We start from the raw sequence: 15,032 nt of genomic DNA, 5'->3' as shown, positions 1-15,032 counted from the left end.
TTCTTTTTTTGCTCTCTCAAAAATTTCACAAACTTTAAAAAACTTGATAAGTCTTTTTGGAGAAAATAAGGTATAATAGAATCAAATGAGAAACCGCTTTCTCAAATAAAATAAGGAGTGACCCACATGGCACAAGAAAAATACATTATGGCAATCGACCAAGGAACAACCAGTTCTCGGGCGATTATCTTTAACCACAAAGGGGAAAAGGTAGCGAGTTCGCAAAAAGAATTTCCGCAAATCTTTCCTGAAGCAGGTTGGGTCGAGCACAATGCCAACCAAATCTGGAACTCAGTGCAGTCTGTTATCGCAGGTGCCTTTATCGAAAGTGGCTTAAAACCGACGGATATTGAGGCGATTGGGATTACCAACCAGCGTGAAACCACAGTGGTCTGGGATAAGGAAACAGGACTTCCTATCTACAACGCTATCGTTTGGCAGTCTAGACAAACAGCTCCTTTGGCTGAGCAGTTGAAACAAGAAGGTTACGCAGACTTTTTCCACGAAAAGACGGGTCTAGTGATTGATGCGTATTTCTCAGCTACCAAGGTGAGATGGATCTTGGACCATGTCCCAGGTGCCCAAGAGCGTGCTGAAAAAGGTGAGTTGCTCTTTGGAACTATTGATACTTGGTTGGTCTGGAAGCTCACTGACGGCAAGGTACATGTGACCGATTACTCCAATGCGGCGAGAACCATGCTCTATAACATCAAGGAACTCAAGTGGGACGATGAGATTTTAGACTTGCTCAACATTCCAAAAATCATGTTGCCAGAAGTGCGTCCTAACTCAGAAGTTTACGGCAAGACGGCTGCCTTTCATTTCTACGGTGGTGAGGTGCCTATTTCTGGGATGGCAGGAGACCAGCAGGCAGCACTATTTGGTCAGTTGGCTTTTGAGCCGGGTATGGTTAAAAATACTTATGGGACAGGCTCGTTCATCATCATGAACACAGGTGAAGACGTGCAAATGTCACAAAATAATCTCTTAACCACCATTGGTTATGGTATTGATGGCAAGGTTTATTATGCCCTTGAGGGATCTATCTTTGTGGCAGGAAGTGCCATTCAGTGGTTGCGTGACGGCCTTCGTTTGATTGAAACGGCGCAGGAAACACAAGCCCTTGCTGAAGCTTCTCACAACAATGATGAGGTCTATGTGGTGCCTGCCTTTACAGGTCTTGGTGCCCCTTATTGGAACCAAGAAGCGCGTGGTGCGGTCTTTGGTTTGACCCGTGGCACCAGCAAGGAAGATTTTGCCAAGGCGACCCTCCAGTCTATCGCCTACCAAGTGCGTGACATCATTGAAACCATGCAGTTGGATTCCGGTATTGACATCTCAACCCTCAAGGTAGATGGTGGTGCTGCCATGAATGCTTACCTCATGCAGTTCCAAGCGGATATTTTGGGTATTGACATCGCACGCGCTAAAAACTTAGAGACGACAGCACTTGGTGCGGCCTTTTTAGCAGGACTTTCTGTGGGGTATTGGGAGGACTTGGAAGAATTGAAGAGCCTCAATGCGACAGGTGCTTTGTTTGAAGCTAGCATGAACCAATCGCGCAAGGAACAACTCTACCGTGGTTGGAAAAAAGCGGTGAAGGCAACTCAAGTGTTTGCTGAGCAGGATTAGAAAGTAGGACAGCATGGAATTTTCAAAAGAAACCAGACAGTTAGCACTGGACAAGATGAAGGAGCGAACCCTTGATTTGCTCATTATTGGCGGAGGGATCACAGGAGCAGGTGTGGCCTTGCAGGCAGCAGCTAGTGGTCTTGAGACTGGCCTTATTGAGATGCAAGACTTTGCCCAAGGAACCAGCAGCCGCTCGACCAAATTGGTTCACGGGGGACTACGTTACCTCAAGCAATTTGACGTGGAAGTGGTGGCAGATACCGTGGGTGAACGTGCTGTGGTGCAACGCATCGCCCCTCATATTCCAAAACCAGATCCTATGTTGTTGCCTGTTTATGATGAACCAGGTAGCACCTTTAGTCTCTTTCGCTTGAAGGTAGCCATGGATCTTTATGATCTCCTAGCTGGAGTGGATCACACGCCACTTGCCAATAAGGTCCTCAGCAAGGAAGAGGTTCTAGAGAGAGAACCAGACTTAAAGCAAGAGGGCTTAGTTGGTGGTGGTGTTTACCTCGATTTTAGAAATAACGATGCAAGGCTGGTGATTGAAAACATCAAACGTGCCAACCAAGACGGAGCCTTGATTGCTAGCCATGTCAAAGCGATTGGCTATCAAAAAGACGAAGCAGGCAAGATTACCGGTGTTACTGTTTATGACCAGCTCACAGGAGAGACCTTTACCATCAACGCGCGTGTGGTCATCAATACCACTGGACCATGGAGTGATGAGGTGCGCTATCTAGGAGCAGGAGCAGATCATCCAAGACAACTGCGCCCCACCAAGGGAGTTCATTTGGTGGTAGATCGCAACAAACTCAAGGTTTCTCAACCGGTTTACTTTGATACCGGTTTAGGAGATGGTCGGATGGTCTTTGTCCTTCCGCGGGAAAACAAGACCTACTTTGGCACGACAGATACTGATTATCACGGGGATTTGGAAAATCCAACCGTAACTAAGGAAGATGTGGATTACCTGCTTTCTATTGTCAATAACCGCTTCCCAGACGCTCATCTTAGCGTTTCTGATATTGAAAGCTCTTGGGCAGGTCTTCGTCCCCTCCTTTCAGGCAATAGTGCTTCTGACTATAATGGAGGCAATAGTGGCAAAATCAGCGATGACAGCTTTGAACAGTTGATCGCCACCGTCAAGGATTATCTCGATGACAAGGTCAAACGTGAAGATGTCGAACAAGCTGTGGTCAACCTTGAAGACAGCACTTCTGAAAAAGTGCTCGATCCTTCTGCGGTTTCCAGAGGCAGCAAGCTCGATGTCGATGACAATGGTCTAGTGACGCTAGCAGGGGGTAAGATTACAGACTACCGCAAGATGGCAGAAGGAGCCATGCAAAAAATTATTAGCATCTTGTCTGAAAACTATGGACGTGACTTTAAGCTCATCAATTCTAAGATTTACCCTGTTTCAGGAGGGGAGTTGAATCCAGCTGCAGTTGATGCCGAGCTCGAAACTTACACGCAGTTAGGGCTTTTGAATGGTTTGACCATGGAAGAGTCTGCTTACCTCGCTAACCTCTATGGTTCCAACGTGCCAAAAGTTTTTGCCCTTGCACGAAGTATTGAGCAAGCCCCAGGGCTTAGTCTAGCCGATACGCTTTCTCTCCACTACGCTATGACCCATGAAATGGCGCTCACACCAGCTGACTTCCTCCTTAGACGAACCAACCACATGCTCTTTATGCGCGATAGCTTGGATGACTTGATCCAACCCGTCGTGGATGAAATGGCTGCTTACTACAAGTGGGACGAGGCTGAAAAAGCCCGTCAGCTAGAGGACTTGAAAGATGTTCTCGCGCAAAACGACCTCAAAGCCATCAAGGAAGGAGTATAAAATGAAAGAATTGATCGGTGAATTTTTAGGAACCCTACTGCTTGTTTTACTAGGAAATGGAGTGGTGGCAGGTGTTGTCCTTAATAAGACCAAAAACCAAAATGCTGGTTGGATTGTCATTGCAACAGGTTGGGGCTTGGCGGTTGCCATTGCAGCCTTTGTGGCAGGAAACTTGGGACCAGCCCACTTCAACCCTGCCTTTACCTTGGCGATGGCCATGACAGGTAAACTAGCTTGGTCTTCGCTTGTCCCTTACATCATTGCCCAATTTTTAGGAGCTATGGTAGGGATGGTCTTGGTTTACCTCATGTACAAACCACACTATGAGGCGACAGAAGATCCAGCTTCTATCCTTGGGACTTTCTCAACAGGGCCAGCGATTCGTGATACCACCTCCAACCTTTTGAGTGAGATTTTTGGGACCTTTGTCTTGGTGCTTGCTCTTATTGCCTTTGGCAAGTACGATATGCCAGCAGGGCTTTCGACCTTTGCAGTAGCAGCGCTCATCATCTCGATTGGTCTCTCCCTAGGTGGAACGACGGGTTACGCTCTCAATCCAGCCCGTGACTTGGGACCAAGATTGGTGCATCAGTTCCTTCCGATCACTCACAAGGGAGATTCAGACTGGTCTTATGCTTGGATTCCAGTGGTTGGACCAGTGATTGGGGCAGTGCTTGCGGTTTTGGTTTCCAATGCTATTTTCTAAAATATGAACAGGGAGTTTGGAGCAGGTTTGCTCCAAGCTCTTTTTTGTTGTTGAAGAGGCTTGCATTTTTCTTGACAAGGCTTTTTGATAGGTATATAATTTATATATAAAATAATAATATATAAAAATTAAACATAAGGAGGGTCTTATCATGAAGCTAGAATGTCAGCAAGTGAGCAAGTCTTATGGGACAAAACAGGTGCTTGGTCAGCTCTCGTTTCAGCTTGAAACTGGGGTTTATGGGCTTTTGGGGCCAAATGGGGCAGGAAAAACCACACTCTTACACTTGATTTGTGGTTTGCTTACTCCTTCATCGGGTCAGATTCGATTAGAAGAAGCAGGGAAAGATTTGACTATTCAGCCTGTGCTGGGATTTTTACCTCAACATTTCTCCTACTATCCTCAGTTTACAGGAATGGATTTCTTGCTTTATCTGGCAAACCTCAAAGGAATGTCACCAAAAGAGGCCGAAAGTGAGGCAGCTGAACTCTTGAAGCTGGTTGGGCTAGAGAAGGTTCAAAACAAGAAACTCAAGACCTATTCTGGTGGCATGAAACAGCGGCTCGGCATTGCCCAAAGTTTGCTCCATGATCCCAAGCTCTTGATCTTAGACGAGCCGACAGTGGGGCTTGACCCTAAGGAACGGATTCGCTTTCGCAATCTCATCAGCCAGCTAGGGAGGGATCGGATTGTCCTCTTGTCCACCCATATCGTCTCAGACTTAGACGCGATAGCTAAGGAGATTTTGATTTTAAAAGACGGTAAGATTGCTAGGCAAGCGTCAGCCCAGGTGCTTCTAGAAGAGCTTGAGGGCAAATGTTGGGAGGTCGTGTTAGAAGAAGGTGAAGCCTTATTAGACCCTTCAGCTATGGTGGTCAATGAACGTCTTCAGACGGAAGGCAGGTGCTTGCGCTTGATCAGTGAAGCAAGACCCAGTCCTAAGGCAAGGACCGTATCACCCAGCTTGGAGGATCTTTATCTCTATTATTTTAAGGAGGAGGTATAGTTATGATGCCCCTGTTAGGTTTTGAAATCAAAAAATTGTTAGGAAAAAAATCAGTGCTGGCTGTCTTTGTGGTTCTTGCTTTAGCCCTCTATGGTCTCCTTTATATCTGGTTTTATAGTAATCCTGTTCTGGTCGGCAGTAAAACCAGCCCCTATCACGGGACAGCTTCTGTGAGGCTCAACCGTCGGATTGCAGAAGAACATTCAGGTTACTTGTCTGATGACCTGATTAGACGTATCATCAAAGATTACACAGACAGGCGCTTATCTGGAGAAGATGTCTTTGATGGTTTTGGTTTTGATGTGACGAGAACCTTTGCGCTGGACTATCTAAGGGATTTTCCCAAGGACAAGGCTAGCGTGGATGTGGCTCACATTAAAATCGCAAGTAGGGAAGACGTGGGCTCAGCCTTTCCTTTAAAGGAGTTGAAACTGGGCAATTTCTATCCTTGGAGTCAGCTTATCGGACTGTTAAATGATTCTTTTAGTCTGGTGCTTCTCGCTATCACCTTTATCCTAGCCCCCGTTTTTTCAGGAGATAAGGCAAGGCAGCTAGAGGGTTTACTCTTTTCTACCTTAAAAGGACGAGACCAACTCACACGGATCAAATGTGGGGTAACTTTTTTAGTTGGAACAACGCTTTTTGTCGTCACGCAAGGAGTGATGGTTCTTGCTTTTTCTCAATTCCTTGGCTTTAGAGGCTGGGATACCAGTGTGCAGCTCAATCTCGCTTGGTTATCGCCCGTTTCTAATATTATGGCCTTTCCCGTTCACTTAAATCTATTGCAGGTGACCATGGGGATGTTGGTTATTCAAGCCCTTAGTTTGTGGCTGGTTTTAAGTGTGTTGCTTTTCATCTCTAGTCGTAGCAGGAGTAGCCTTCTCGTCTTTGCGCTCTCAGCTGGTATTCCTTTTGGTATGAGCTTCCTTCTTCAAGTGACGCAAACAGGCTTCTTTAACAAACTCCTCATGCTCTTTGCTCCTTTGACCGACAGTACGGATACTTGGTTATTGCATTTGGCAAATAGCAGTGGCGCTTTCTTCCCTTCATTTTGGGTCAATCTCAGTTTTCTCCTTTTGGTCAGATTAGCCTTGATCCCGCTTTTCCTCTTTTTGACCTACCGCACAATCCAGAAAGCTCAAGTCTAGTGTCTTTCACTCCTGCTTGCGCAAGGGTGATGAGGTGTTCTTTGCGAGTTTGAAAAACGAATGAAGAACCCAATCACTTTCTGCGTCAGTCGTTTATGCGACAATCAGATAGAGGTTGATTCATTTTTGTCTCAGCCTCTTTTTTGTGTCTTTTTTCTCATGCTAAAGCCTGAAAGTTGTGATAAAATGGTACAGTAAGAAAGGAGACTTATGTTTCAATTCAAGCAACTGTTTAAACAATTTAGTTTTGATAAATCACAATTTAAATTAGGTCTAAGGACTTTTAAGACCGGCTTATCGGTATTTTTGGTCTTGCTGTTGTTTCACTTTTTGGGCTGGGAGGGCTTACAGATTGGGGCTTTGACGGCTGTTTTTAGCTTACGCGAGGATTTTGATAAGAGCGTTCACTTTGGCTTATCTCGTATTTTAGGCAATAGCATCGGCGGCTTTTTCTCCCTGCTCTACTTTTTAATCAACCAAGTGTTTGGAGAGCATTTTATCTTAACGCTCTTTCTCATTCCTATCTTTTGCATGCTGACCATCATGACCAATGTTGCCATGCACAACCAAGTTGGGGTGATTGGTGGGGTGGCAGCCCTTCTCATCATTACCTTATCGATTCCAGCTGGAAATACGATTTTGTACGTTTTTGCTCGCATTTTTGAAACCTTTGTTGGGGTTTTTATCGCTATTTTGGTCAATAGCGATGTGGATAAGGTTCGGAAATTCTTACAAAAAAGATAAAAGCAAGGGTTAATGTTAGATTACCTGACATAAATACTTGACAATCGTTTTTGATGGTTCTATAATAAAAGAGAAAGGAGGTCATCATGCAGGAAAAAGAATTACGGCGCAATCTTGCCATTTTCCCCATCGGTTCGGTCATGAAGTTGACAGACTTGAGCGCTCGCCAGATCCGTTACTACGAGGAGCAAGAACTCATCTTGCCTGAACGCACCAAGGGAAACCATCGGCTCTATTCGTTAAATGATATGGACCGCTTGCTTGAGATCAAGGATTTCCTCTTTGCTGGGCTCAATATATCTGCTATTAAACGCCACTATGATAAGGAAAAACAAAAACAACTTGAGCACAAGCGTCCCCTGTCAGAAGCCGATGTTCGGCATGTCTTGCAGGATGACTTCCTCAAACAAGGTGGTTTTTCTGCACCAACCATTGGTTTTAGAAATTCACGGTTGGGCTAGTTGAAAGGAATAAGGAGCAAGAAATGGTAACAGCAAGCCAGATTCGTCAAGAGATCAAAGAGAAAAATGTCACATTTTTACGATTGATGTTCACAGATATTTTAGGTGTCATGAAAAACGTCGAGATTCCAGCGACCGATGAACAGTTAGACAAGGTCCTCTCCAATAAGGCCATGTTTGACGGGTCATCCATCGAAGGATTTGTCCGCATTAATGAGTCTGACATGTATCTGCGTCCAGACCTTGACACTTGGATGGTCTTTCCTTGGGGGGACGAAAACGGCAGTGTCGCAGGTCTTATCTGTGATGTCTATACGACGGAGGGCGAGCCTTTTCAAGGTGACCCACGTGGCAATCTCAAACGCATGCTCGCCAAGATGGAAAAAGCAGGCTTTAAGTCCTTTAACCTTGGACCAGAACCAGAGTTTTTCCTCTTTAAATTAGATGAAAATGGCAATCCAACGCTGGATGTCAATGATAAAGGTGGCTATTTTGACCTTGCTCCAACAGATCTTGCGGACAACACCCGTCGTGAGATTGTCAACGTCTTGACCCAAATGGGCTTTGAAGTTGAAGCTAGTCACCATGAAGTGGCAGTTGGTCAGCATGAGATTGACTTTAAGTACGATGAAGTCTTGCGGGCTTGTGATAAGATTCAGTTGTTTAAGCTAGTGGTTAAGACCATCGCACGTAAGCACGGGCTCTATGCGACCTTTATGGCCAAGCCAAAATTTGGCATCAACGGCTCTGGCATGCACTGCAATATGTCCCTCTTTGACAAGGATGGCAAAAACGCCTTTTACGATCCAGAAGATCCACGAGGTATGGAGCTATCTGAAACGGCCTACCATTTCCTTGGAGGTCTCATGCAACACGCTTATGGCTATACCGCAATTACCAATCCAACGGTCAACTCTTACAAGCGCTTGGTGCCAGGCTATGAAGCGCCAGTTTATATCGCTTGGGCAGGACGCAACCGTTCACCTCTCATTCGTGTCCCAGCTTCTCGTGGCATGAGTACCCGTCTGGAGTTGCGCTCTGTTGACCCGATGGCCAACCCTTACTTGGCTATGGCAGTGCTCTTGGCAGCAGGTCTTGATGGCATTGCCAATAAGACTGAAGCGCCAGCTCCGGTTGAGAGCAATATTTATGTCATGACACCAGAAGAACGCCGTGAAGCTAGCATTCTTGATCTGCCGTCCACCCTTCACAATGCCCTCAAGGCTTTGTCTAAGGATGAGGTCATCAAGGAAGCCTTGGGACAACACATTTATACCAATTTTGTGGAAGCCAAACGCATCGAATGGAAGAGCTACGCAGCCTTTGTCAGCCAATGGGAAATCGATAATTATTTGGAAATGTATTAAAAATGAAGAACAAGCTATTCTTAGAGTAGCTTGTTTTTTAGCGTCAGATGGTAAGCAGCTAGCAGGAAAAGTTAAGACATAAGATGAAACGTGACTTTTGTCATCTTTTCTTTTGACAAAATTATCTAGTGAGGACGACCCCAAAAAGGTAAACTAAGACTATCAAAAGAAAGGATGTCCCATTATGAAAATCCATATCCCGTTGCGCTCTATTATTTTAGGCATTGTCTTTACGATGGTAGGTGTTTTTGCCTATTATTTCCACTTTTTCTTAGACTTTACTCATCTGATGGATCTTTTGATCAACATGATTGTTCAAGTTTGTGTGTTTGTTTTTATCTTATGTCCTTTATTGGTTCGTATCTACAAGGAGATGTTCCATCATCAATAGATTTTGGTGATGATGGTGAAAAAAGGTTAAGATTTTTGTTTAAAAAGAGGCTGGATGGAGTGTTTTTTAGAAAAAAAACACTCAAAAAATGAACGATTTCTCACTTTCTCTCTCAAATATTTGGTATAATAAAAGGGTAACGCTATTATTGGAGGTTTAGGATGGCCATTTCATCTAAAAAGAGATTGTTGAATCGTTTGCTCATTGCTTCAGGAATTTTAGCCACAGGCTTCTTGGCGCAAGGTCGTGTTCTAGCAGATAGCCAAGAGCTAGCGCAAGGAAATCAAGCCCCTCAGGACACGCAAGCGCTGATGGAAACACAGCCAGCTCCCAAGGTCAATGCTGCTCAACCAGCTGACCAACTTCACTTAGAAGGCTTGGTTATCAGTGATACCAATGTCTGGGGTGGCGGGAGCTTCTTTGTTGAAACGCCAAAAGGCAGCGGTGTTTTGGTCTATCCCAAGGGGCAACTCGCGGTTGAAAAAGGAGACCAAATCGCCCTCAATGGTCAGCTCGAAACCTACAACGGCGCCCCTCAAGTCACTAAGGTTAAAAATCTTGAGGTGAAGTCCAAGGGCAATCCTGTCGAGGCCAAACCAACTGAGATTTCAGCCATCAATGCGGACAATCAAGGAACCTACATTGCCCTAGATGATGTCACGGTTTCAGACTTGAAGGCGGTCGGTAAGTATCAAAGCACCAGCTTTCTTGTGACGGATAAGAGTGGTAATCAGCTCCCTGTCTTTTTGGATAACCGCAGTGGTGCCAGCTATCCGGACGTGACGGCAAAGATTGCAGAGGGTAGCCGCATCAGCATCAAGGGGATTCCCTATCCCAATAAAGGCAAGATGGAGCTAAAACCCTACACGCTTGAGGACATTATCCCTCTCACGGCAGACATCACGAAAAAAGAAGAACTGCCAAGCCTTAAAATCGGTACTATCCAAGGGGAAGGACACCGCTCGCCTTATGAGGGCAAACGGGTCCGTCTAGAGGAAGTGGTCGTGACCAAGCTAGATGGTAAAAAAGGCTTCTACATCCAAGATTTACAACCAGATGGGAATGACCTCACCTCAGATGGTCTTTATGTGACCAGTAAAGAGCCTGTGGCTGTTGGGGACAAGCTCATCTTGGAAGGCGATGTCCTTGAGCTAACAGGCGAGGGCTATGCGGATAAGGACCAGACTGATCTGACCATTACCCAGTTAAAACCCAGCCATGTCGAAAAAGTCGGCACAGCTAGCCTGCCTCTTGCTGTGCTCTTAGACCATGACCGTCTCATTCCTCGTAAGAATATCGATGATGATGGGCTCACCCAGTATCAACCTGATCAAGATGCGATTGATTTCTGGGAGAGCTTAGAGGGCATGCGAGTGGCTATCGAAAAACCGCGTGTACTAGGTCCGCAGCTCCACGGGGAAATCTACGTTTTACCGCAGAGCTACCACGAACAGCCCCTTAATAGTGCTGGTGGTTTGAGTCTAAACCCAGATTATCCCAACACAGAAGTGGTCGGTGTTCTCGTTGGCGATCGCAAATACCGTGCCAAGGCTAAGGATTATTACGATGCCAATATCGAGGGCAATGTGACTTATAGCTACGGTGCTTATAAGGTAGATGCCGCAGGACTTCTTCCAGAAAAGAAAGACGGAGGTCTCACTCGCGAAACGTCCACCTTGCTACCAGCTGAGCATAAGCTCTTGATTGCTTCTTACAACATTGAGAATTTCTCTGCTAACCCATCTGCTAAGGAGACACCAGAGGAGAAGGTCGAAAAGATTGCTAAATCCTTTATCCAAGAAATCCACAATCCTGATATTATCACCCTGATTGAGGTCCAAGATGATAATGGCGGTATTGATGATGGAACGGTTAGTGGCGTAAAGAGTGGCGAACGCTTGGCAAACAAGATTGTCGATCTGGGTGGCCCTCATTATCGCTATATCGAGGTTGCCCCTGAAAATAATCAGGATGGTGGGAAACCCGGAGCCAATATCCGTGTGGCCTTCCTCTACAATCCAGAGCGCGTGACCTTGGTGGGCAAAGAAGCAGGTGCAAGCACTGAAGCTGCTCACTTCACACAAGGTCATTTGGACAAAAATCCATCACGGATTGATCCGACCAACCCTGCCTTTAAAGATGTGCGCAAATCCCTTGCAGCGGAGTTTGAGTTCCAAGGGGAGCATGTGGTGGTCATCGCCAACCATCTCAAGTCTAAGCGTGGGGACGATTCCCTTTACGGGGCGCACCAACCAGCCGTGGAGCATTCGCAAAAAGAACGGATCGAACAAGCTAAAATCATCCATGATTTTGTGCAAAGTGGCTTGGTCCAAAACCCTGATCTCAAGTTTGTCTTGACCGGTGATTTTAACGATTTTGAGTTTTCAAAGACCATCCATGCGCTAGAAGGTGGGGAGTTGACCAGTCTTTTGCCATCACATGACTTTAGCGATCGCTATTCTTATTTCTTCCGTGGCAATAATCAAAGTTTGGACGATATTTTAGTGTCCAACAATTTGCTTGATAAGGCAGCGTTTGATGCAGTCCATGTCAATGCTTCCTTTATGGCAGAAGACGGTAGAGCATCCGACCACGATCCTTTGGTGGTACAGTTGGACTTTACCCCAGCCCCAGTCGTGGAGGATAAAAAAGAAGAGCCAAAAACACCAAATACACCAGAGGAGCCCCCTCATCTTCCTCAAACTAACCAAGCAAGCGAGCCTGAGAAAGACTCAAATGACAAGCAAACACCAAGTGTGTCTCAGCCAGTCGTGATTTTCACCCCAGAGAAAAAAGACAACAAGACCGGCAGAAAAGAAAGTAAAAAAGAAGCTCTCTTTTCAGCTCCTTCATCTGTTGTTTCACCTTCTGTTTCAGTAGAAACAGCTCAAGAAAAAGCCTTGCCAAAAACAGGTGAAAACACCTCTCTTATGCTGATGGTGCTAGGCTTGAGCCTTAGTTTGTCAGGTGCCGTCTTGCTTAGAAAAGAGCAAAAATAGTGGGGATTTTTCCTAACCTAATCCTTAAAAGAAGATAGCTTTTGCCTATCTTCTTTTTGAATGTCACAAGAAGGGACACTTCCTTGTTCAGAAATTGCGCTTTTTTTCACAGACGAAATCGGTTACAATGAAAAAGTAAGAAATGAAAGTAAGGAGTTTCATATCATGGTCAATTATGATAGTAAAGAATACTTAGACAAGGTGGACGCTTGGTGGCGTGCTGCCAACTACATCTCTGTGGCGCAAATGTACCTCAAAGATAATCCCCTTCTTCGTCGTCCTATCAGCCAAGAGGACGTCAAGGTTCACCCGATCGGACACTGGGGAACCATCGCTGGACAAAACTTTATCTATGCCCACCTCAACCGTGCCATTAACAAATACGATTTGGACATGTTCTACATCGAAGGACCGGGTCACGGTGGTCAAGTCATGGTGTCCAACTCATACATTGACGGTTCATATAGCGAGCTTTATCCAAATATCACGCAAGATGAGGAAGGACTAAAAACCCTATGTAAGATCTTCTCCTTCCCAGGAGGAATCGCCTCTCATGCGGCACCTGAAACCCCAGGTTCGATCCACGAGGGTGGAGAACTCGGTTACTCCCTCTCTCATGCCACAGGTGCGATTTTGGATAATCCAAATGTGATTGCAGCAGCCGTTGTCGGAGACGGAGAGTCTGAGACAGGACCTTTAGCCGCTGGTTGGTTCTCAAATACCTTTATCAACCCTGTCAATGATGGTGCAGTTCTTCCTATCCTCTACCTCAATGGAGGTAAAATCCACAACCCAACCATTTTAGAGCGTAAGACAGATGAAGAGTTGACCGAGTATTTCAACGGTCTTGGCTGGAAAGCCTACTTTGTGGAAGGTTCTGACCCTGCCGTGGTTCATGGACAGATGGCTGAAACCATGGATAAGGTGATCGAAGAGATCAAGTCCATCCAAGAAGAAGCTAGAAAACACCCAGCAACACAAGCGACTCAACCAAAATGGCCTGTGTTAATCGTTCGTATTCCAAAAGGTTGGACAGGACCAAAAGAGTGGAATGGCGAGCCAATTGAAGGGGGATTTCGTGCTCACCAAGTCCCAATCCCAGTTGAAGCGGGTCATATGGAACATATCAATCATTTGACCGACTGGTTAGCGTCTTATCGTCCCGAAGAACTCTTTGATGAAAAAGGTTACGTCAAAGAAGAAATCCGTGCTATTTCACCAAAAGGTGAACGCCGCATGTCCATGAACCCAGTTACCAATGCAGGTGTCGTGAAGAAGATGAATCTCGCTGACTGGAGAAAGCACGCCATCGATACCACAAAACCAGGTAGCGTCATGGCTCAAGACATGATCGAGTTTGGTAAATACGCCGCAGACTTGGTTGAAGCCAACCCAGACAACTTCCGTATCTTTGGGCCAGATGAAACCAAGTCCAACCGTCTTAACAATGTCTTTAAAGTGACGGATCGTCAATGGCTTGGTCGTCGTGATGAGAGCTATGATGAGTGGATCTCACCTGTTGGTCGTGTCATTGATTCTCAATTGTCTGAACACCAAGCAGAAGGCTTCCTAGAAGGGTATGTCCTCACTGGTCGTCATGGTTTCTTTGCCTCTTATGAGTCTTTCCTACGCGTGGTTGACTCTATGATTACCCAACACTTCAAGTGGTTGCGCAAGTCTAAGACCCATGCGCCTTGGAGAAAGAACTACCCATCTTTAAACCTCATTGCAACCTCAACTGTTTTCCAACAAGACCATAACGGCTACACCCACCAAGATCCAGGACTTCTCACACACTTGGGTGAAAAACGTCCTGAGTTTATCCGTGAGTATCTCCCAGCCGACTCTAACTCTCTCTTTGCAGTCATGGAGCATGCTCTGGCTGATGAGGACAAGGTGAACCTCATTGTCACCTCCAAACACCCACGCCCACAATTCTACTCTATCGCAGAAGCGGAAGAACTGGTGCGTGAAGGCTACAAGGTGATTGATTGGGCATCCAGCGTTAAGGAAGGCGAAGAGCCAGACTTAGTGGTGGCAGCAGCAGGTACAGAGCCGAACTTAGAAGCACTTGCTGCTATTAGCATTCTTCACAAGAACTTCCCAGATATGAAGATTCGCTTTATCAACGTGGTGGATATCTTGAAACTCCGCTCTCCTAAGGTGGATCCACGTGGTCTATCTGACGCTGAGTTCGATGCTCTCTTTACCACCGATAAGCCAATTCTCTTCTGCTACCACGGCTATGAAGGCCAAATCCGTGACCTCTTCTTTGACCGTCACAATCACAATGTTTACATCCATGGTTACCGTGAAAATGGTGACATCACCACACCATTTGATATGCGTGTTCTTTCTGAAATGGACCGCTTCCATGTGGCAAAAGACGGTGCGCTTGCCGTTTACGGTGAAAAAGCAGCTGACTTTGCAGCGAAAATGGATGAAACCGTTGCTTTCCATAACAGCTATATCCGTGAACACGGGGATGATATCCCAGAAGTACGCGATTGGACATGGGAAAATATTAACGAATAAGACTGAAAAATGCTGAGCACCTTCCCTTTTGGGAGGGTGTTTTTCTGAATCTTTTTCTGAAAAAATCTGTGAATGTTTTAACAAAAAAGAACGTTTACGATTTAGAAAGTAGTTTCAAAAGAAAAATAAATTGGTGAAAGAAGAAAAGTTAATATTTATTTAAAAAAGAGAAAAACTTCACAAGCATTTTATTTGAC

11 protein-coding genes are annotated in these 15,032 nt (G+C 45.6%); all 11 read left to right on the top strand.

The annotated features are described in order from the left end of the window. The first annotated feature begins 126 nt into the window (after positions 1–126). Entirely contained in the window at positions 127–1,632 is a 1,506-nt protein-coding gene (gene glpK / locus ACZ49W_RS07825) for a glycerol kinase GlpK (protein WP_464814745.1), read from the top strand. Positions 1,633–1,645: 13 nt separating this feature from the next. Next, entirely contained in the window at positions 1,646–3,478 is a 1,833-nt protein-coding gene (gene glpO, locus ACZ49W_RS07820; RefSeq protein ID WP_464814744.1) for a type 1 glycerol-3-phosphate oxidase, read from the top strand. A 1-nt stretch (position 3,479) separates the two neighbouring features. Continuing rightward, entirely contained in the window at positions 3,480–4,184 is a 705-nt protein-coding gene (locus tag ACZ49W_RS07815; RefSeq protein WP_464814743.1) for an MIP/aquaporin family protein, read from the top strand. A gap of 151 nt (positions 4,185–4,335) precedes the next feature. After that, on the top strand, positions 4,336–5,190 hold the full coding sequence (locus tag ACZ49W_RS07810) for an ABC transporter ATP-binding protein (RefSeq protein WP_464814742.1): 855 nt from the start codon (positions 4,336–4,338) through the stop codon (positions 5,188–5,190). A gap of 2 nt (positions 5,191–5,192) precedes the next feature. After that, positions 5,193–6,338 carry a hypothetical protein gene (locus ACZ49W_RS07805; RefSeq protein ID WP_464814741.1) on the top strand — a complete coding sequence of 382 codons (1,146 nt, stop codon included), beginning with the start codon at positions 5,193–5,195 and terminating at the stop codon, positions 6,336–6,338. Positions 6,339–6,548: 210 nt separating this feature from the next. Beyond that, entirely contained in the window at positions 6,549–7,082 is a 534-nt protein-coding gene (locus ACZ49W_RS07800) for an FUSC family protein (RefSeq protein WP_464814740.1), read from the top strand. 86 nt (positions 7,083–7,168) lie between these two features. After that, entirely contained in the window at positions 7,169–7,543 is a 375-nt protein-coding gene (locus ACZ49W_RS07795) for a MerR family transcriptional regulator (RefSeq protein ID WP_464814739.1), read from the top strand. Positions 7,544–7,566: 23 nt separating this feature from the next. Continuing rightward, entirely contained in the window at positions 7,567–8,910 is a 1,344-nt protein-coding gene (gene glnA / locus ACZ49W_RS07790; RefSeq protein ID WP_464814738.1) for a type I glutamate--ammonia ligase, read from the top strand. Positions 8,911–9,094: 184 nt separating this feature from the next. Then, positions 9,095–9,301, top strand: a complete 207-nt coding sequence (locus ACZ49W_RS07785; RefSeq protein WP_464814737.1) for a hypothetical protein — start codon at positions 9,095–9,097, stop codon at positions 9,299–9,301. A 161-nt stretch (positions 9,302–9,462) separates the two neighbouring features. Further along, positions 9,463–12,300: a DUF5689 domain-containing protein gene (locus ACZ49W_RS07780; RefSeq protein ID WP_464814736.1), complete on the top strand. Its 2,838-nt coding sequence runs from the start codon at positions 9,463–9,465 to the stop codon at positions 12,298–12,300. 165 nt (positions 12,301–12,465) lie between these two features. Next, positions 12,466–14,835, top strand: a complete 2,370-nt coding sequence (locus ACZ49W_RS07775; protein ID WP_464814735.1) for a phosphoketolase family protein — start codon at positions 12,466–12,468, stop codon at positions 14,833–14,835. Positions 14,836–15,032 lie beyond the last annotated feature (197 nt).

This window comes from Streptococcus sp. STR1/CE/0325, from assembly GCF_055386095.1.
This window is presented reverse-complemented; position numbering and strand designations above follow the sequence as displayed.

What these genes read in the sequence shown, in the direction of transcription:
- ACZ49W_RS07810 (WP_464814742.1), top strand. Translation starts at nt 4,336, where the DNA reads ATGAAGCTAGAATGTCAGCAAGTGAGCAAGTCTTATGGGACAAAACAG.
- glpO (WP_464814744.1), top strand. Translation starts at nt 1,646, where the DNA reads ATGGAATTTTCAAAAGAAACCAGACAGTTAGCACTGGACAAGATGAAG.
- ACZ49W_RS07775 (WP_464814735.1), top strand. Translation starts at nt 12,466, where the DNA reads ATGGTCAATTATGATAGTAAAGAATACTTAGACAAGGTGGACGCTTGG.
- glnA (WP_464814738.1), top strand. Translation starts at nt 7,567, where the DNA reads ATGGTAACAGCAAGCCAGATTCGTCAAGAGATCAAAGAGAAAAATGTC.
- ACZ49W_RS07805 (WP_464814741.1), top strand. Translation starts at nt 5,193, where the DNA reads ATGATGCCCCTGTTAGGTTTTGAAATCAAAAAATTGTTAGGAAAAAAA.
- glpK (WP_464814745.1), top strand. Translation starts at nt 127, where the DNA reads ATGGCACAAGAAAAATACATTATGGCAATCGACCAAGGAACAACCAGT.
- ACZ49W_RS07795 (WP_464814739.1), top strand. Translation starts at nt 7,169, where the DNA reads ATGCAGGAAAAAGAATTACGGCGCAATCTTGCCATTTTCCCCATCGGT.
- ACZ49W_RS07780 (WP_464814736.1), top strand. Translation starts at nt 9,463, where the DNA reads ATGGCCATTTCATCTAAAAAGAGATTGTTGAATCGTTTGCTCATTGCT.
- ACZ49W_RS07815 (WP_464814743.1), top strand. Translation starts at nt 3,480, where the DNA reads ATGAAAGAATTGATCGGTGAATTTTTAGGAACCCTACTGCTTGTTTTA.
- ACZ49W_RS07785 (WP_464814737.1), top strand. Translation starts at nt 9,095, where the DNA reads ATGAAAATCCATATCCCGTTGCGCTCTATTATTTTAGGCATTGTCTTT.
- ACZ49W_RS07800 (WP_464814740.1), top strand. Translation starts at nt 6,549, where the DNA reads ATGTTTCAATTCAAGCAACTGTTTAAACAATTTAGTTTTGATAAATCA.